An 18,369-nucleotide genomic window follows, 5' to 3' on the forward strand; every position below is an offset into this window, starting at 1 on the left:
TTGAAAGCACTGAAATGACCGAGCAAGGGTTGATGTCTGAGCTGGACCGGCTGGTTTCCGAAGGCCGCAACCCGCGCACGATGGACATCGACCTGCTGCCGACCATCGATGTGCTGCGCAGGATCAATGACGAGGACAGGCTTGTCCCGGCGGCTGTCGAAAAGGTGCTGCCGGAAATCGCCGCAGCGGTCGACCGCATCGTGCTTGCCTTCCAGAAAGGCGCACGGCTGATCTATATGGGCGCCGGCACCAGTGGCCGGCTCGGGGTGCTCGACGCTTCGGAATGCCCGCCCACCTTCGGCGTGCCCGAGGACATGGTGATCGGCCTGATCGCCGGCGGGCCGGACGCTCTGGTACGGTCCACGGAAGGCGCCGAGGACGACCCGAAAAAGGGCGCCAAGGCATTGCAGGAGATCGGGCTCACATCCGACGATGTGGTGGTCGGCATCGCGGTCAGCGGGCGCACGCCTTACGTCATCGGCGGATTGAACTATGCCAGGCAGGTCGGCGCTACCACGGTTGCCCTGTCCTGCAATCCGGCATCGACCATTGCCGGCATCGCCGACATCGCCATCTCGCCGGTCGTCGGTCCGGAAGTGCTCACCGGCTCGACCCGGCTGAAGTCGGGAACCGCGCAGAAGCTGGTGCTCAACATGCTGACCACCGCCTCGATGATCCGCATCGGCAAGAGTTTTCAGAATCTGATGGTCGACCTCAACCCGTCCAACAAGAAGCTGGTTGCGAGGGCGATCAGGATCGTCATGCAGACCACCGGCTGCACGGCGCAGCAGGCCAAACAGGCGCTCGCCCAGACCGGCAATGATGTGAAGCTGGCGATCCTGGTGACGATCACCGGCCTCGATGTCGAGGCGGCGCGGGCTGCCCTCGGCAAGGCAGGAGGCTTCCTGCGAAAGGCAATCAGCGACGGAGCGGCGTAAGGCCGCTTGAGACAAGACGGCGCGAAGCCGCTTAGACTGGGCCGATACTCCGAAGCATGTGTGTCTTGGAAGCGGCTCGCAGAAACTGCAAGGCACCAAGTCAAATCATAATGGGAGACGAAAATGATAGGACATCTCACAAGAACATTGCTGTCGGGCATCACGGTAGCCGCGATGCTAGGCATGGCCACGGTTTCAACACAGGCGGCAACACTGCACATGGCCTGGTCGCAGGACGCCACCGGGCTCGACCCACACAAGCAGACGGCCTTTTCGTCGCTGCGGCTGTTGGAACTGATCTATGAGCCACTGGTGCGGGTCGACGCCAGCCTGCAGATCATTCCGGCGATCGCCACCTCCTGGGAATTCTCCAAGGACGGCAAGGAGCTGACCTTCAAGCTCGATCCCAAGGCGAAATTCCAGGACGGTGCGGCCGTCACTTCCGCCGACGTCAAGGCCTCGTTCGAGCGCATCCTCGACGAGAAGACGGGTGCGGCCGCCCGCGCCAATTTCCTGTCGATCGCCAGCATCGACACGCCCGATGCGGCGACCGTCGTGTTCCATCTGTCGCAGCCCGACGTGCCTATCCTGACGGCGATGAGCGACGTCAACGCAGCCATCGTCCCGGCCAGCGAAATCAAGGCCGGCTCGATCGGCACCAAGGCGGTCGGCTCGGGCCCGTTCAAGCTCGACAAATGGGACCCCAACGCCAAGGAAGTTCTGAGCGCCAACAAGGACTGGGCCGGCGGCGCGACCGGTGTCGACGGCATCGAGATCAGCGTGCTTCCCGACGAAGCGGCGATCCTGGCCGCCATGCGCACCAAGCAGATCGATTTCGCGCTGCTCAACGACCCGCTGGTCGCCACGCTGGTGCCGAAAGAGGCCAGCCTGCAGCTGAACCGGGTGCCGGTGCTCGCCTACCACGTGCTACAGCTCAACCCGTCGCGCAAGCCGATGACCGAGCTCAAGGTGCGCCAGGCCATCTCCTGCGCCATCGACCGCCAGGAGGTGCTGGACACCGCTTCGCTCGGCGAAGGCAAGGTCACCGGACCGCTGACCATCCCGGCGCTGGCAACCGATCCCAGCCAGCTGTTCTGCTACAAGCGCGATGTCGAAAAGGCCAAGAAGCTGATGGCCGAGGCCGGCTTTGCCGACGGCTTTTCGGCAACCGTGATCGGCGCCACCGGCGAGCCGCCGACGGCGGCGGCGGAAGCCCAGGTCATCCAGTCGCAGCTCGCCGAAATCGGCGTCAAGCTCGACATCAAGATGATGGAGCTCAACGTCTATGTCGACGCCTGGCTGAAGGGCGATTTCGACATGGCGATCGCGCTGAATGGCGGCCGCGCCGACCCCTACACCATGTACAACCGCTACTGGACCAAGGCAGGCAATCTGCAGAAGGTGGCGAACTACATCGACGACACGCTGGACAGCCAGATGCAGCAGGGCCGCGCCGAGACCGACCCGGCCAAACGCAAGGCGATCTTCGCCGAATTCGAAAAGCACCTCGCGGAAGTGTCGCCGTGGATCTGGCTCTACACGTCCTACAGCTACACGGCCCAGCAGAAGAACATCGCCGGCTTCGTGCCGACGCCGACCGGCACGCTGTTCAGCCTGAGCAAGGTTACCATCCAGCAGTAGCCGCGGCAGGCATCGGACGAGAGGACTTCTTCGCGTGAACTATCTGATGCGACGACTGGCGACGTTTCCTCTCGTCCTGCTTGGCGTGTCCATCCTGGTCTTCGTGGCGATCCGGATGGTGCCCGGCGATTCGATCACGGCGATGCTCGGCACCGAAGCCGGGCTGCTGACGCCGGCACAGCGGGATTCGCTCGCCGCCTATTTCGGGATCGACCAGCCCTGGTTCGTCCAGTACTGGCGCTGGATCGGCGGCATCCTGCATGGCAATCTCGGCATCTCGGTCACCTATGGCAGGCCGGTGCTCGACGTCATCCTCGAACGGTTCCCACTGACGCTCGAGCTGGCCGTCCTGTCGATGATCATCGCGCTCATCGTCGGTTTGCCGGCAGGCATCTTTGCCGCCACGCACAATGAAAAACTGTCCGACCTCGGGGTGCGTATCGCCGCCATGATCGGCCAGTCGACGCCGAGCTTCGTGCTTGGCCTTTTGATCATCTACACGCTGTCGGCCGGTTTTGGCGTGCTGCCTGCGATGGGTGAATTCGCGCCGCTCTGGCAGGACCCCTTGCGCAATCTCAGCCAGCTGATCCTGCCCGCCATCACGCTCGGCTTCGCCTTCGCCGCCTCGGTCACCCGCATATCGCGCTCGGCCATGCTCGACGTGTTGAGCGACGACTATGTGCGCACCGCGCGCAGCAAGGGCGCCTCGGCGCGCAGCGTCATCTGGCGCCATGCCCTGCCCAATGCGCTGATCCCGGTGGTGACGCTGAGCGGCATCGAGTTCGGCTATCTCCTGGGCGGCGCCGTCATCGTCGAGCAGATCTATGCCTTGCCTGGCCTCGGACGCATGGTGCTCGACGCCATCCTGCAGCGCGACTACGCGCTGGTGCAGGGCGCCGTGCTGTTCATCGCCTTCAACTTCATGATCGTCAATCTCCTGGTCGACCTCGCCTATGTCGGGCTCGATCCGCGCATCCGGCTGGGAGAGCAGTGATGCGCATCCTGCGCGCCATCTTCGGACACGGCAGCGGCCGTATCGGCGGCGTCATCGTCGGCGTCTATTTGCTTATCGCCATCCTCGGCCTGGTCGGGCTGACGCCGCACAACCCGATCACACAGTTCCGCATCGACCGGTTGCACGCACCCAATGGCGCCTATTGGATGGGTACCGACCTCTTCGGCCGCGACGTCGCCAGCCGGCTGATGGCGGGCATCGGCCAGTCCTTCACGGTTGCCTTCTTCTCGGTGGCCTTCGCGGCCCTTGCCGGCACTGTTCTGGGGCTGGCCGCCGCCTGGCTCGGGCGCCGCTGGGATGGCGTGGTGATGCGGATCATGGACGTGCTGCTGGCCTTCCCCGCCATCCTTCTGGCCTTGCTCATCGTCACTGTCGCCGGGCCTGGCACATGGACTAGCGTCGTCGCCATCGGCATCGTCTACACGCCGATCTTCACCCGCGTGGTGCGCGGCCCTGCTTTGTCGCTCAAGGCGCGCGAATTCGTCGACGCCGCGCGCACCTTCGGCAGCAGTTCGTTCTACATCGTCACGCGCCATTTGCTGCTCAACCTGGTGGCGCCGCTGACGGTTCAGGTAACCTTGGCGCTGGCCTGGGCGCTGCTGACGGAAGCCGGCCTAAGCTTCCTCGGCCTCGGCACGCAGCCCCCCGCCGCCTCGCTCGGCCTGATGCTGAGCGACAGCCGCAATCTGATGGAAACCGCGCCCTGGCTGATGATCTTTCCTGGCCTGACCATCATGATCAGCATCCTCGGCTTCAACCTCCTTGGCGACGCCTTGCGCGATATCCTCGACCCCAGGATGCGGAGGGCGCCGGCATGACGCCGCTGCTGTCCGTCCACGATCTACGTGTCGGCTTCGGCCGCAAGCCGCAAGCCAATGAGGTGGTGCGCGGCGTCAGCTTCGATCTCGCCGATGGCGAAACACTGGCCATTGTCGGCGAAAGCGGCTCGGGCAAGTCCGTCACCGCATTGTCGATCAACCGGCTGATCGATTTCGGCGGCGGCCGCATCACCGGCGGCGCGATGACGCTGAAGCGGGCCGACGGCAGCCTGTTCGACCTGATGGGAGCCACCGAACCTCAGCTGACCGGCATTCGCGGCGCCGAGATCGGCATGATCTTCCAGGAGCCGATGACCTCTCTCAATCCGGTGCTGACCATCGGTTCGCAGATCGAGGAATCATTCCGCCTGCATCGCGGCCTGACCGGCAGGCAAGCCACTGCCGCGGCCAAGGATGCGCTCGACCGCGTGCGCATTCCCGATGCCGCGCGGCGGCTGAAATACACGCCCAACCAGCTGTCGGGCGGCATGCTGCAAAGGGTGATGATCGCCATTGCGCTCGCCTGCAACCCACGCCTGCTGATCGCCGACGAGCCGACCACCGCGCTCGACGTCACGGTGCAGGCGCAGATCATGGCGCTGCTGGCCGAATTGAAGCGCGAGACCGGCATGTCGATGATCTTCATCACCCATGATATCGGCCTGGTTGCCGGCATCGCCGACAAGGTGATGGTGATGCAGAACGGGCAGGCCGTGGAACAGGGCGAGCTGAACCAGATCCTCGACAGGCCGCGGCACCCCTACACGCAGCACCTGCTGCAGGATGTGCCGCATTTCGCCAACGGAAGCGCCGCGCGTGTCGACGGCCAGCGCGACAAGGGCGAGCACATGAAACCCGCGCTGAAGGTCAACGGCCTGGTGGTGCGCTTTCCGCTCAAGAGCAATTTCTTCAGCCGCGCTTCAGGTGCGGTGCACGCCGTCGATGGCGTCGATTTCGACCTGATGCCGGGCGAGACTTTGGCGATTGTCGGCGAGAGCGGTTCAGGCAAATCGACAACCGCAAAGGCGGTACTCGGGCTGGTGCGCTCGACGCGCGGCAGCTTCTCGGTCGGCATTCGAAAAGCCTCTGCCGCGCAAAGCGCCAAGCCCGTGCAGATGGTGTTCCAGAACCCCTATGCCTCGCTCAATCCGAGGCTGACCATCGAAAGTATCCTGGCTGAACCGGTGATCGCCACCAGTGGCCGCGTGGATGCCGGAACGCGGGCCAGGATGGCGAGCCTGCTGGAACGTGTCGGCCTGCCCGCGAACAGCTTGCAGCGCTATCCGCATGAATTTTCCGGCGGCCAGCGGCAAAGGCTGTGCATTGCGCGTGCGCTGATGCTCAACCCGTCCGTGGTCGTGCTCGATGAGGCGGTGTCGGCGCTGGACGTTTCGGTGCAGGCCAAGGTGCTGGAGTTGCTGGTCGACCTGCAGCGTGAGTTCGGGTTGGCCTATCTCTTCATCTCGCACGACATGGCGGTGGTCGAGCGGATCGCGCATCGCATCGCCGTCATCTATGCCGGCCAGATCGTCGAAATCGGCGATGCGGCCTCGGTGCTGTCGATGCCGAAGCATTCCTATACGAAGAAGCTGATCGCCGCCGTTCCGACCATCGACCGGCGGCGTGAGCATTTCGAGATCGACACACGCCAGGTGCCGTCTCTGGTACGGCCGCAAGGGTTTGAGCCGGCGCCGGCGCGGTGGGAGCAGTTTGGCGGGGATCATAAGGCGAGGGTGGAAGGGTGACGGCCCTCAGATATCTCAGGTTGGCGGGACAGCGCCCCCCTCTGCCCTGCCGGGCATCTCCCCCACATGGGGGGAGATCGAATGTCACGCCGGCTTTCGCCAATCTCCAACGTTTGAAGGCGAGCGGGGCGCTCGAACCGCCAATCTCCCCCCTCGTGGGGGAGATGTCCGGCAGGACAGAGGGGGGCGCCAAGGATCGCAGCCTCTCAAGTGGAGGTCGGCATTGACCACCCTCGCCAAGCTCTTCGACCGCGCGTTCGCACCGCTGGAAGCCGCAGTAGCCGCCAAGCGCATCCCGGGCGGCGTACTCGGCATCGTCGACAAAAATGGCCACCGCATCACCCGCTCAATCGGCTCGGCGCAGCTCGTGCCGAAGCAGCGGCCGATGACCGTCGAAACCTGGTTCGACCTGGCATCCCTGACCAAGGTGATCTTCACCACGCCGCGCATCCTGGCGCTGGCGGAAGACGGCGTCATCGATCTCGACGCGCCGCTGATCTCGGTGCTGCCGGACCTTCGCCAATATGATGCAGGGGCCTGGGAGCGGAAGGTGACGTTTCGCCAATGCCTCGGCCATCAGACGCCGTTTCCGGCCGTGGAGCCGATCTACACTTACGGGCGTGACCCTGACCTGCTGCGCGCCTTCGTCCTGCAGCGCGAATGGCGCGCCCGTGACCCTGTCTATTCCGATATCAATTTCATCCTGCTCGGCTTCGCGCTCGAGCGGCTGTCAGGGAAAACGATCCGCGACATGGATCCCGGCCTCGGATTCGCATGGTCCACGGAGCCCGACGCCGCCGCGGCGACCGAGGACTGCACCTGGCGTCACCGCGTCCTGTCCGGCGAGGTGCACGACGACAACTGCTCTGCGCTGCAGGGCGCCGGTCATGCCGGCCTGTTTGGAACAGCCGCTTCGGTACTGGATTTCGCGCATGGGCTGCTGACCGGCGCATCCGAGCATTCGACCGCGCTGATGCGCACGCCCTTGTCCGCCACCCGCACCCATGGTTGGGAACGCCCCAATGAGGGCTGGTCGGGTGGGTCATTGTGCAGCCCGGAAACCATCGGCCACACCGGCTTTACCGGCACGGGACTGTGGGTCGATTTCGACAGCGGCAAGGCCTGGACCTTGCTCACCAACCGGATCCATCCGACACGTCATTTCGACAGCGGAATCGTCTCGCTGCGGCAAGCGGTCGGCGATCTCGTCAATGGACTTTAGGAGCTCAATGATGGAACCAATCTGGGCCGTTGGCCTGATGACCGGCACCGTGCTTGACGGCAATATCGACGTCGCGCTGATCAAGACCGATGGCGAGCGCATCGACGATTTCGGCACCTACAAGCTGATGCCCTATCCCCAATCGATCCGCTCCCTGCTGGAAGAGACGCTGACGGCGGCCAGAGCCTGGAATTTTGTCGGGCCGGAACCGGCGATCTTCCGCAAGGCGGAGGAAGCCCTGACGCGCGCCCAGTCGGCGGCGGTCAAGGAATTGGTCGAGGGCTACGGCATGACGATGGCCGATATCGGCGTCGTCGGCTTTCACGGCCAAACCGTGCTGCATCGCGCGCCGCAGGTCGGACGGACTGGCCAGACGCGGCAATTGGGCGACGGCGAGCTGATGCATTCCCTATTGGGTACCAAGGTCGCCTATGATTTCCGTTCGGCCGACATGCGCGCCGGCGGGCAAGGCGCGCCCCTGGCCGCCGCCTATCACACCGCGCTGATGCGCAGCGCCGGCGCCAATGGCGAGGTGGCCGTGCTCAATCTCGGCGGCGTTGCCAACATCACCTGGTGGGACGGCGCCGACAATGTCGTTGCCTTCGACACCGGCCCCGCCAACGCACCGCTCAACGATTTCATCAAGTCGAAGGGGCTCGGCGACATGGACCGCGACGGCGCGCTCGGCCGTGCGGGAACGGTCGACGAGGCAAGGCTCGCCAAACTGTTGCAGCATCCTTATCTCGTAAAACCCTATCCCAAATCGCTGGACCGGTTCGATTTCGGCGCAGCCATGGCCGACGGCCTCAACGCCGAGGATGGTGCCGCCCTGCTCACCGCCTTCACCGCCGGCGCCGTCGGCAAGGCGCTCGACCTCTTGCCACACCGGCCCAGGAAATTGGTGGTCAGCGGTGGTGGTCGGCACAATCCGACGATGATGGCCATGCTGGCCAGCCGCGCCGGCGTCGAGGTGGTGCAGGCCGAGAGCCTCGGCTGGAGCGGCGATGCGGTGGAGGCCGAGTGTTTTGCCTTCCTCGCGGTGCGCGTGCTGCGCGGCCTGCCGATCAGTTTTCCAAGCACCACCGGCGCGCCGCAGCCGATGCGCGGCGGCAAGCTGGCCGGTTAAGCCAGTTTCTTCTGCAGGAAGGTGCGGCTGCGGCCGACGGGAAAATCGGCCAGCGTGCCGAAGGGCTGATAGCCCTGGCGCTGGTAGACCTTGGCGGCGTTGGGATTGAAGGTGTCTATCCAGGCATTTTGGCAGCCACGCGCCACGGCTTCCTGTTCGGCCGCGTCCAGCATCTTGGCGGCCATATGCTGGCCGCGCAGCCGCTCATCGACCCACAGCCATTGCACGTAGAGCCAGCCCCAGGCGGTGTAGCCCGAAATGCCGGCGACGACCGCGCCGCCCTCGTCGCGCACGAACACGGCCAGGGCCTGTCTTTCGGAAGCGCCGACGTCGCCGTCGTTGAACGCCGTCAGCTGTTCGCTGAGAAAGGCGAGGTCTTGCGGCAAGGGGTTTGCCGTCGTTTCGAGGGTCGTGTTCATGGCTCTTTCCGGAATGCTCGGCTGGATCGGATTGGAGCGTTACGAGGCGTTAGGCCCTCACGCAACTTCTATGTCTGCTCTCGAACTGAATGCGGATCGCCGCCATTGCGGAACTCGGACGCGGCAATGCCGTAGCGCTTGAGCTTGTCGTAAAACGTCTTGCGCGGCACGCCGAGCGCGTCGATGGCGCCGCGCACGTCGCCGCCATGATCGCGCAGCGCGTCGCGGATGAGCTGCGCCTCGTAGTGGCCGACGCGTTCGGGCAGCGAGGCGGCCGCTGGCTCCGGCGATTGCGGGGAAACCGCTTTCGTCTCGTCGTCCGGGCCGAGACCGAGCGCGACGCGATCGGCGAAATGCGCGAGCTCACGCACATTGCCCGGCCAGGCATGCGACTGGAGATGATCGCTGACCGCGGCGTTGACCTTGGCAACCGGACGGCCGAAGCGCTCGGCCGCCTTGCCGAGGAAATGGCCGAACAGCATCGGGATGTCGCCACGCCGCTCGCGCAGCGGCGGGATGCGCAGCGTCACCACGTTGAGGCGGAAATACAGATCCTCGCGGAAATCGCCGCGCTGGTCGGGCCGGCCGAGATCGACCTTCGTCGCCGCCACGACCCTCAGATCGAGGCGCCGGATCTCGTTCGAGCCGAGCGGCGTGAGGCTGCGTGTCTCCAGCACCCGCAGCAGCTTGACCTGCAGGGCCGGCGGCATGGATTCGATCTCGTCGAGAAACAGCGTGCCGCCGCTGGAATGTTCGACGCGGCCGATCCGCCGCCGCTGCGCGCCAGTGAAGGCGCCGGCCTCGTGGCCGAACAGTTCGCTTTCGATGACCGTCTCCGGCAAGGCACCGCAATTCAGCGCCACGAAGGGTTTGGCACGACGCCGGCCCCAGCGGTGCAGGAGGTCGGCCACAACTTCCTTGCCGGTTCCAGTCTCGCCTTCCACCAGCACGTCGACATCCATGTCGGCGATCTGGCGCAAGGTCTCGCGCAGCCGCCGGATGGCGGGTGCCTCGCCGATCAGCGGCAGGCCGTCGGCGGCCAGTGCCGCGGCTTCGCGCAGCCGCCGGTTCTCCATCACCAGCCGCCGCTTTTCGCTCGCCCGCTTCAGCGCCTCGACCAGGCGATCACCGGCATAGGGTTTTGGAATGAAATCGTAGACACCGTCCTTCAGCGCGGCCACCGCAAGATCGACATCGCCATGTCCGGTGACCAGGATCACGGGTATATCAGGGTCAATCGCCTTGATGCGATCGAACAGCTGCAGGCCGTTCATGCCCGGCATGCGGATGTCGCTGACGACGACGCCGTCGAAATCCCTGTCGACGACGGCAAGTGCGGCCTCGGCGGCATCGCGCGCCACCACGGTGAAGCCGGCAAGTTCGAGCAACTGCGTGGTGGCGTGCAGCAGGTCGGCATCGTCGTCGACGAGCGCGACCAACCCTGATCCCTGCGTCATTCAATTCGCCTCAAATCGATGGTGAAGGACGCGCCTTTGGCGCTGTCGGGATCGAGCCGCAGCGTGCCGCCCAATTCCTGGGCGATCTCCTGCGAGATCACCAGCCCGAGGCCAAGCCCCTTCTCCTTGGTGGTCTGGAACGGCATGAACAGATTGCCGGCCGCTTCCGGCCCGAGGCCTGGACCATTGTCGCGCACTGAAATCAGCACCCGATCGTCGCGCTCGGCGAGGTCGATCTCGATGCGGGGATCAGGCTGGTCCTTCATGGCGTCAAGCGCGTTCTGCATCAAATTGACCAGGATCTGCTCCAGCCGGATGCGGCTCGCCATCACCACCGGCGAGGCGTTGCCGCGCGGCTTGACGATGGTGACGCCGGAATCGCGGATGCGGCCGGACAGCAGCGACAGCGCGCCGTCGATCGCCTCGCGCACCGGCAAGGGCGAAGCGGCGACACCCGGCCGGCGCGCGAAGGTGCGCAGCGTGTTGGTGATGGCGCCGATGCGTTCGGTCATCGAGACGATCGATGTCAGATTGCCGCTTGCTGGCTCGGTCTTGCCAGTTTCGAGGAAACGGCCGGCATTCTCGGCATAGGTGCGGATCGCGGCGACCGGCTGGTTGATCTCGTGCGCCACGCCGGCGGCGATCTGGCCGAGGATAGACAGCCGGTTGGCCTGGGCAAGATCGTCGCGCAGCCGGCGGACCTTGGCTTCGGCATTTTCGCGCTCGGCGATTTCGCCGGCAAGCGCGGTGTTGGAGCGCGTCAGTTCGGCTGTCCGTGTGCTGACCCGGCTTTCAAGTTCGGCATTCATGCGCGCCAGCGCCTCCTGCCGCAGACGGCGTGTGCGGCGGCGCCTTGTGAACACGTAGGCAAGCAGGCCGGTCAGCAGCAGCCCGAGCAGCGTCGTCAGCCGCGCCGTGTTGGCGGCGGATGAGAGGGCGGCGTCGGCGGGCGTCAACAGCCAGAGGCGCCAGCCGGGGACCGCACCGGGCAGGTCCTGCACCACCTCGACGAACTGGCGTGGCTTTCCCGAACCGTCGATCGTCGCCAGGCCGTCACCGGCACCGCGCCGTATCGGCAGCGGTTCGAAGGCGGCGTCCGTCAGCTGCAGCTGCTCATGGGCGGCGGCGGCATCCTGGGCGGAGAGTGGCGCCAGCGCATGAAACCGCCATTCGGGCTCACTGGTGGCCAGCACGACGCCGCGTTCGTCGGTGACGAAAACCAGGAACCCGCTGGAGCGCCAATTGGCTTCGACACCGTCAAGTTCGACCTTCAACACCGCCACGCCCAGCGGCTTGCCGTTGTCGTCGACGCGGCTCGAAAGATAGAGACCCGGCCGGCCGCTGATCGTGCCGAGCCCATACTGGCTGGCCGCGCCCTTGGCCATTGCCTCGTTGAAATAGTGGCGAAAATTATAGTCGATGCCGACAAAGCTCGTCGGCTCGCCGGCATTGCTGGCCGATATGGCGATGCCCGCCGTGTCGATGACATAGATGGCGGAGGCCGAGGCATCGCCGGCAATCGCCTTGAGCTTGTCGTTGAGGGCCGCTTCCTGCATCTTTCCGGCCCGGCGCAGTGCCCCGCGCACGGCATCGTCGCGGGCCAGCACCAGCGGCACCAGGCGCTGCTTTTCGATTTCGCCGGTCAGCGTTCCCGCCGCCAGCGGCAAAGCGGCGAGAGCGCCGTCGCGCAGATCATCCGCCGCCTGGCCAGAGGCGACGCGCCCGGCAATGGCGATCGCGCCGGCCAGGATGGCCAGGGCGATGACGACGACAAGCCAGCGGCCATCGCGCAGCCGGCCAACCACCTCGCGCAGCAGTTCGCGACCGGCAAACGCTGCGGGACCGCTATCGGTGCTTGCTTGCGGCGTCTGCCCTCTCCCTTTTTTCGCGGCTTAAGCGATCACTCTAATGCGAAATTCCGCCCAGGCAAACTTTTCGTGTGCGGAAATCCGCACAGGCATCCAGCGGAGGAGGCCGAAGAACGCCCAGAATCCCGGGATTCCGGGGCTTTCCCCGATCTGGCACAGCGCTTGCAAACTCCTTGTTAGCGGCGGGCGACCGGAACGCCGCGATGGGAGAAGTCACGCAGGGCGGGGTTCCGTCCATCCGGCCAGGGAGAGATCGATGCACATCGCAGACCAATCAGGCGCGCCCGCCGCGCAGCGCAAGCCCCTCTATGCCCAACTCTACGTGCAGGTGCTGGTGGCGATCACCGTCGGCATCCTGCTCGGCCACTACTATCCGTCGATCGGCGAGAGCATGAAGCCGCTCGGCGACGCCTTCATCAAGCTGGTCAAGATGATCATCGCCCCGGTCATCTTCCTGACGGTCGCGACCGGCATCGCCGGCATGAGCGACCTGCAGAAGGTCGGCCGCGTCGCCGGCAAGGCGATGCTCTACTTCCTCACCTTCTCGACGCTGGCGCTGATCATCGGCCTTGTCGTCGCCAATGTCGTTCAGCCGGGCGCCGGCTTCAACATCGACCCGGCAACACTCGATGCCTCGACCGTCAACACCTATGCCGCCAAGGCGCATGACCAGTCGGTCACCGGCTTCCTGATGAACATCATTCCCGGCACCATCGTCGGCGCCTTCGCCGATGGCGACATTTTGCAGGTGCTGTTCTTCTCGGTGCTGTTCGGCATCGCGCTGGCGTTGGTCGGCGACAGGGGCGCGCCGGTGCTCAACTTCCTGCAGGCGCTGATGGCGCCGATGTTCAAGCTGGTCAGCGTGCTGATGAAGGCCGCCCCGATCGGCGCTTTCGGCGCCATGGCCTTCACCATCGGCAAATACGGCATCGGTTCGGTCATCAACCTCGCCATGCTGGTCGGCACTTTCTACGCGACGTCGCTGCTGTTCGTGTTCGTCGTGCTGGGTGCGGTCTGCCGTTACAACGGCTTCTCCATCCTGTCGCTGCTGCGCTACATCAAGGAAGAGCTGCTTTTGGTGCTGGGCACTTCCTCCTCCGAAGCGGCCCTGCCCTCGCTGATGGAGAAGATGGAGAAGGCCGGCGCCAAGCGCTCGGTGGTCGGGCTGGTCATCCCGACCGGCTATTCCTTCAACCTCGACGGCACCAACATCTACATGACGCTGGCCGCGCTGTTCATCGCACAGGCGACGAACATCCATCTGTCGATGGGTGACCAGATCCTGCTGCTGCTGGTGGCAATGCTGTCCTCGAAAGGTGCCGCCGGCATCACCGGAGCCGGCTTCATCACGCTGGCCGCGACGCTTTCGGTCGTGCCTTCGGTGCCGGTCGCCGGCATGGCGCTGATCCTCGGCGTCGACCGCTTCATGTCGGAGTGCCGGGCGCTGACCAACTTCGTCGGCAACGCCGTCGCCACGCTGGTTGTCGCGCGCTGGGAAGGCGAACTCGACGAGGCCAAGCTTGCCAGGGCTCTTGCCGGAACGGCCGATGACAGCCTGCCGGCGGATGTCGTCCCCGCCGAGTAATCCAGGCGATCGCATAGCAATGCAAATGGCCGGAGGCTGCGATGCCTCCGGCCACTTTTTTACCTTGACGTGTCAGCCATTGAAGTCCCGCCTCGCTTCTGGAAACGTGCTTGGACCGACGGGCATGCGGGCCGCCAGGCTACCATCGTCGAACAGCACAAGGCTGGCGGCGCCGACCAGCCCGGCATGGCGGCCAAGCTGCGCCTGGACGACCGGCACGTCGCGATAGGCGCGCATGGCGCGCTGCCGGATGGTCGCCTCGATGACCGGGTGCATCAGGTCGAGCCCGTTGGCGATGCCGCCGCCGACCACCAACACGTCGGGCGAATAGAGATGCAGCAGATTGGTGAAGCCGACGCCCAGCCAGCGCGCCTCCTCCTCGAGCAGGGCCAGAGCGAGGTCGTCCTGCAGCCGTGCCGCCTCGACCACATGGCGGCCGGTGACCTCGGCATTGGCCGAGAGACGCCGCAGCGTCGAGCCGTCGAAAGCTGATGTCGCAGCATTGGCGCGGCGGCCAAGTGCCGTGCCCGAGGCGATGGCCTCGAAGCAACCGACGACGCCGCAGACGCAGCGCTCGCCTTCGTTGGTGATGGTCATATGGCCGATCTCGGCGGCCAGCCCACGGCGGCCGTGCAGGATGCGCCCGTCGGCAACGACACCGCCGCCAATGCCGGTGGAAACCGTGACAAAGACCAGCGAGCGAGCGCCATGGCCGGCACCGAAGCGCCATTCGCCGAGTGCTGCCGCATTGGCGTCGTTCTCCAGCCGCACCGGCAGGCCGAGCCGGCGCTCGAGGATGTCGGCCAGCGGCACGTCCTGCCAGCCGGCCAGCGTCGGCGGCCCGACCGCGATGCCGGCCAGCGGATCGAGCGGTCCCGGCGCGCCGACGCCGACGCCGACAATGGCGAGCCCCGGCGCCTCGGCATGCACGGTTGCGGCCAGCGCCTCGATCTGGCCGATCACCACGTCAGGCCCGGCCTGCGCCTGCGTCGGCACCGCGGCGAAGGCCAGGATCTTGCCGTCACGGTCGACCAGCGCGGCACGAAGCTCGGTGCCACCAAGATCGATCGCGAGGGCGACTTCGATGCTCATGCCGCGACCTTCAGCCCGTGCAGCCAACCGATGCGGCCGGCTAGGTCCTTGTCGCCGAAGGCGAGCGAACCCAGAACCACGGTTTCGGCGCCGGCGGCGCGCAGCAACGGCACCGTCTCGTGGCGGATGCCGCCATCGGCGGCAAGCACCACGGCGGCCTCGCGGCCGGCCTTTCTCAGGATGGCGCGGGTGGCGCCTAGCCTGTCGCAGGCTTTCTCCGACAGGCTCTGGCCCTTCACGCCGATCGCGGTGCCGAGCAGCGTGACGAAGGCGACCTCGGAGACGAAAGGCGTCACCGCCTCGACCGGCGTTTCCAGCCTCAGCACGACGCCGGCCTCGGCGCCGAGTTCGCGGGCCAGCCGCACCGCGCGCAATCCCGCTTCGCCGTTCTCGGCATGGACGCTGATCATGTCGGCGCCGGCCTCGATGAACTGGCGTGTCTGCGCTTCGACGATTGCCGCATCGACCATCAGGTGGACGTGGATGGGTTTGGCCGTCAGCCCGGCGATACGGGCGACGAGATCGGGGAAGAACAGGAAGGACGGCGCGAAATGGCCGTCTGCGACATCGATGTGATGCAGATCGACATGGGGTTCGATACGCCTCAAATCGCTCTCGAAATTGGCGAGATTGGCCGACCAGAGCGAGAATTCGGCGATCAACCGATCGCGCGGCAATGCTGCGATGGCCGCGGGGCCTGACAGGGGCTTTGAAGTCATGATAGGTCCTGGTTGTTGAAATTTCTGTCGAGAAAGCCGCCGATGGCGGCGCGGATTTCGGCGAAGTGGCGATCCTTGTCGGCGGCTTTCGGCGTCACCTCGGCGAAGGCCGTGTTGGGGATGGTCTCGGCGAGCTCGCGCGCGGTCGCCAGGGGATGGACGAGATCGATGCCGCTGCCGATGACCAGCGTGGGGATTGCGAGACCAGCGGCTTGCGCCCGCGTCACGCCAGGCCCATCACTGGCGATCCCCTGCATCACCTCGGCGAAGACGGTCGCGTCTTCGCGCGCGAAGAAGCCGAGCAGCGAGGCGAGATTGTCCGGCGCCTCTGTGCGAAAGCGGGCAGCGGTTGCCGAGGACGCGAAGGCGTCGCGCGCCTCATCCAGCGGAAGCCGACGGATGAGTTCCGCCACCTCCGTGTAAGGGCGCATGTTTTGCGGCGCCGCAGCGAAAGCCCAGGCTGGGCGCACCAGCACCATGCCGAGGACACGGTCCGGGTGGCGAGAAGCAAGGTGCAGCGCGATCGCCGCCCCCATCGAAATGCCGCCGGCCACGAAGCGGTCGAGCCCAGCCGCATCGGCGGCGGCCAGCACATCGTCGGCGAACATGGCGATCGAAAACGGACGCTTGCTGCCGGCGCCGGAAGCGCCCTGTGCGCGGCATTCGACCGTCAGCCGGCGGTATGATGGTTGGTCAGGAAAATTCTGCGCCACCTGGGCGGCATCGCCACCGAGACCATGCTGGAAGACGACGGGAAGCCTGCCCTGCCCGGTGTCGAAGACACGAAGCGCGGCATCATCCCGCAGCAGGATCGTCGGCGCGGCGCCCATCAGAGCAGTCCCCGCAGGAAGGCGGCGACATCAGGCGCCTCATCGGCCGACAGCCCATGTGTGACCAGCGCGCCGTCGAAACCCACAGCCTTCAGCCGCGCGACGAAATCGGGGAAGTCGACGATGCCTTGTCCTGCGGTGGCGAAGCGGCCGTCACCATGCCGGTCCTTGGCGTGCGCCATGGCGATGTGGCCGGCGGCTTCGCCGATCGCGGCAGCGACGATGGCGCGCGCCTGGTCTGCTGTCGCGTGCTCGAACAGATTGGCCGGATCGAGCACGATCTTCAGATGCCTGGAGCGCATGTCGGCGATCAGACGCGTCGCGTCCCTGGCCGAGGTGACGATGTTGGCCTGCTCGGGCTCGATGCCGAGATCGACGCCGGAATCCTCGGCCAGCGCCAGCGCCTTGCCCATTTCGGCAGCCATGTCGAACCAGGCGGAGGGCGTAGCATTTTCGGGATGATAGGCCCATTGATCGGCAATATTGCGCGAGCCGGTGCAGAGCGTGACCAGCGGGATGCCGAGGGATGCTGCCGTCTTGATGACGACGCCAAGACGGCGAAGGCCATCGTCGCGCACCGCCCTGTCGGGATGTGCCATATTGTAGGTGCCCGAGAGGGCTGCAAGCGAAACGCCTGTCGCCTGTGCGGCAGCGCGGATGGAAGCGATGGCATCCGCCGGCACCGCATCCGGCATTGACGGCAGGCCGGCGCAGGCGAGGTTGAATTGCGTCGTCTCATATCCGGCCTGCTTCACCGCGGCCAGCACGGCGGCGGGGTCAGTGCCCGCAAATGTCTTGGCGAAGATGCCGAGGCGCATCAGACCGCACCCGAAACGGAGGCGAGTTCGACCCGCTCGCCCGTTTCCACGGAGCGGGCAATGGCGACCATGGCGCGGATCGAGGCGATGCCGTCCTCGACATTGGCGCCGCGCATCGGCGTGCCGTTCAGCACGGTGTCGGCAAGGCCTTCCAACTGGCGGCGGAAGAAATGGCCGTCGGCGCCGAGCGGTTTGCGCGAGGTCGCGTCCTTCTCATGGAAGATGTCGACCTCGCTGGCGCGGAAGTACCAGGGGTTGAATGTCTTGGCGATGACCGAGCCGTTCTCGCCATAGAGCTGGAAGCCTTCGTGCCAGTCCATGCGCACGGCGACGGTCAGATCGAGATGGCCGAGCGCGCCGCTGGCGAATTCGGTTTCAACGAACCAGCAATAGGCGCCGAAGCGCTCGTTGAGGCGCGCGCGCACGGCGGTGATTTCGCCGCACAGGAAGCGCGCGGTATCGACGAGATGCGAGCCGTGCGCCAGCATGAAATATTGCCTGAGGTCAGCCTTCGGATTGCCCGAAGGTTTCCTCGCCAGCTTGCTGGTGACCGGCAGCGGCTGCACCGCATCGGTGTTGGTGTAGCGATGGGTGGAATCGCAGTACCAGGCCTTCAGCGCCAGCACCTCGCCCATCTCGTCGCGGACGAAGTCGCGCGCGGCTTCCAGCGCCGGGTCGAAGCGCTTCATGTGGCCGACCTGCAGCACCTTGCCCGACCGCTTCACGGCCGCCGCCAGCGCCTCGCCTTCCTCCACCGAAGTGCCGATCGGCTTTTCACAGAGAACATGCTTGCCGGCGTCGAGCGCCTTGATCGACATCGGCACATGATAAGCGTCCGACGTGGCGACGATCACCGCCTCCAGCTCGAGATCGGCGAGCATGGCGTCATAGTCGGCATACATCTTCTGGGGCTCGTAGGTGGCGCCCATGCGGGCGAGCAAATCGGGGGCCGCGTCGCAGATGGCGTAGAGATCGGCATTGCCGGCTTTCGCGCAGGATTCCAGATGCGCGAACTGCGCGATCGGGCCGCAGCCGAGCACACCGACTCTCAGGCGTCTGTCTTGTTTCTTGATCAT

Annotated in this window: 16 protein-coding genes; 8 read left to right on the top strand and 8 right to left on the bottom strand. The window is 65.7% G+C overall.

The window, feature by feature from the left end; genetic code table 11:
• Positions 1-14 precede the first annotated feature (14 nt).
• The 7 genes from murQ to CKW40_RS05305 all read left to right on the top strand — a co-directional run bounded on the left by murQ (position 15) and on the right by CKW40_RS05305 (position 8,505).
• The gene (gene murQ, locus CKW40_RS05270) at positions 15-938 is read left to right on the top strand and encodes an N-acetylmuramic acid 6-phosphate etherase (protein ID WP_095198858.1); all 924 of its coding nucleotides are present in this window, start codon (positions 15-17) and stop codon (positions 936-938) included.
• Positions 939-1,061: 123 nt separating this feature from the next.
• Positions 1,062-2,579, top strand: coding sequence for an ABC transporter substrate-binding protein (locus CKW40_RS05275; protein ID WP_095198859.1), 1,518 nt, complete (start codon positions 1,062-1,064; stop codon positions 2,577-2,579).
• A 34-nt stretch (positions 2,580-2,613) separates the two neighbouring features.
• The gene (locus CKW40_RS05280; protein WP_095198860.1) at positions 2,614-3,573 is read left to right on the top strand and encodes an ABC transporter permease; all 960 of its coding nucleotides are present in this window, start codon (positions 2,614-2,616) and stop codon (positions 3,571-3,573) included.
• Positions 3,573-4,412 carry an ABC transporter permease gene (locus CKW40_RS05285; RefSeq protein ID WP_095198861.1) on the top strand — a complete coding sequence of 280 codons (840 nt, stop codon included), beginning with the start codon at positions 3,573-3,575 and terminating at the stop codon, positions 4,410-4,412. The genes CKW40_RS05280 and CKW40_RS05285 overlap by 1 nt, the downstream gene beginning before the upstream one ends.
• The gene (locus tag CKW40_RS05290) at positions 4,409-6,157 is read left to right on the top strand and encodes an ABC transporter ATP-binding protein (RefSeq protein WP_095198862.1); all 1,749 of its coding nucleotides are present in this window, start codon (positions 4,409-4,411) and stop codon (positions 6,155-6,157) included. The genes CKW40_RS05285 and CKW40_RS05290 overlap by 4 nt, the downstream gene beginning before the upstream one ends.
• Before the next feature lie 223 nt (positions 6,158-6,380).
• The gene (locus CKW40_RS05300; protein WP_095198864.1) at positions 6,381-7,379 is read left to right on the top strand and encodes a serine hydrolase domain-containing protein; all 999 of its coding nucleotides are present in this window, start codon (positions 6,381-6,383) and stop codon (positions 7,377-7,379) included.
• Between the two features lie 10 nt (positions 7,380-7,389).
• A complete protein-coding gene (locus CKW40_RS05305) occupies positions 7,390-8,505 on the top strand; it encodes an anhydro-N-acetylmuramic acid kinase (RefSeq protein ID WP_095199152.1) in 1,116 nt (371 codons plus the stop codon).
• On the opposite strand, the gene CKW40_RS05310 is transcribed toward CKW40_RS05305, so the two are convergent.
• The 3 genes from CKW40_RS05310 to CKW40_RS05320 all read right to left on the bottom strand — a co-directional run bounded on the left by CKW40_RS05310 (position 8,502) and on the right by CKW40_RS05320 (position 12,186).
• Positions 8,502-8,924: a GNAT family N-acetyltransferase gene (locus CKW40_RS05310; protein WP_095198865.1), complete on the bottom strand. Its 423-nt coding sequence runs from the start codon at positions 8,922-8,924 to the stop codon at positions 8,502-8,504. The two genes, CKW40_RS05305 and CKW40_RS05310, sit on opposite strands and share 4 nt — an antisense overlap.
• 68 nt (positions 8,925-8,992) lie before the next feature.
• Complete coding sequence (locus CKW40_RS05315; RefSeq protein WP_095198866.1) at positions 8,993-10,381, bottom strand: sigma-54-dependent transcriptional regulator; 1,389 nt, start codon at positions 10,379-10,381, stop codon at positions 8,993-8,995.
• Complete coding sequence (locus CKW40_RS05320) at positions 10,378-12,186, bottom strand: sensor histidine kinase (RefSeq protein WP_244571090.1); 1,809 nt, start codon at positions 12,184-12,186, stop codon at positions 10,378-10,380. Before CKW40_RS05320 ends, CKW40_RS05315 begins: the two co-directional genes overlap by 4 nt.
• A 319-nt stretch (positions 12,187-12,505) precedes the next feature.
• Between CKW40_RS05320 and CKW40_RS05325 the strand changes: the two genes are divergently transcribed.
• Entirely contained in the window at positions 12,506-13,834 is a 1,329-nt protein-coding gene (locus tag CKW40_RS05325; protein ID WP_095198868.1) for a dicarboxylate/amino acid:cation symporter, read from the top strand.
• Positions 13,835-13,906: 72 nt separating this feature from the next.
• On the opposite strand, the gene CKW40_RS05330 is transcribed toward CKW40_RS05325, so the two are convergent.
• Genes CKW40_RS05330 through CKW40_RS05350 form a run of 5 tightly spaced genes read right to left on the bottom strand, consistent with a single transcriptional unit; the run spans position 13,907 to position 18,369 of the window.
• On the bottom strand, positions 13,907-14,926 hold the full coding sequence (locus tag CKW40_RS05330) for an ROK family protein (protein ID WP_095198869.1): 1,020 nt from the start codon (positions 14,924-14,926) through the stop codon (positions 13,907-13,909).
• A complete protein-coding gene (locus CKW40_RS05335; RefSeq protein ID WP_095198870.1) occupies positions 14,923-15,645 on the bottom strand; it encodes a ribulose-phosphate 3-epimerase in 723 nt (240 codons plus the stop codon). The genes CKW40_RS05330 and CKW40_RS05335 overlap by 4 nt, the downstream gene beginning before the upstream one ends.
• The gene (locus CKW40_RS05340) at positions 15,642-16,475 is read right to left on the bottom strand and encodes an alpha/beta fold hydrolase (RefSeq protein ID WP_095198871.1); all 834 of its coding nucleotides are present in this window, start codon (positions 16,473-16,475) and stop codon (positions 15,642-15,644) included. The genes CKW40_RS05335 and CKW40_RS05340 overlap by 4 nt, the downstream gene beginning before the upstream one ends.
• A complete protein-coding gene (locus tag CKW40_RS05345) occupies positions 16,475-17,293 on the bottom strand; it encodes a sugar phosphate isomerase/epimerase family protein (protein ID WP_095198872.1) in 819 nt (272 codons plus the stop codon). The genes CKW40_RS05340 and CKW40_RS05345 overlap by 1 nt, the downstream gene beginning before the upstream one ends.
• Complete coding sequence (locus tag CKW40_RS05350; protein WP_095198873.1) at positions 17,293-18,369, bottom strand: Gfo/Idh/MocA family protein; 1,077 nt, start codon at positions 18,367-18,369, stop codon at positions 17,293-17,295. The genes CKW40_RS05345 and CKW40_RS05350 overlap by 1 nt, the downstream gene beginning before the upstream one ends.

It is taken from the genome of Mesorhizobium carmichaelinearum, assembly GCF_900199455.1.
Classification (GTDB): domain Bacteria; phylum Pseudomonadota; class Alphaproteobacteria; order Rhizobiales; family Rhizobiaceae; genus Mesorhizobium; species Mesorhizobium carmichaelinearum.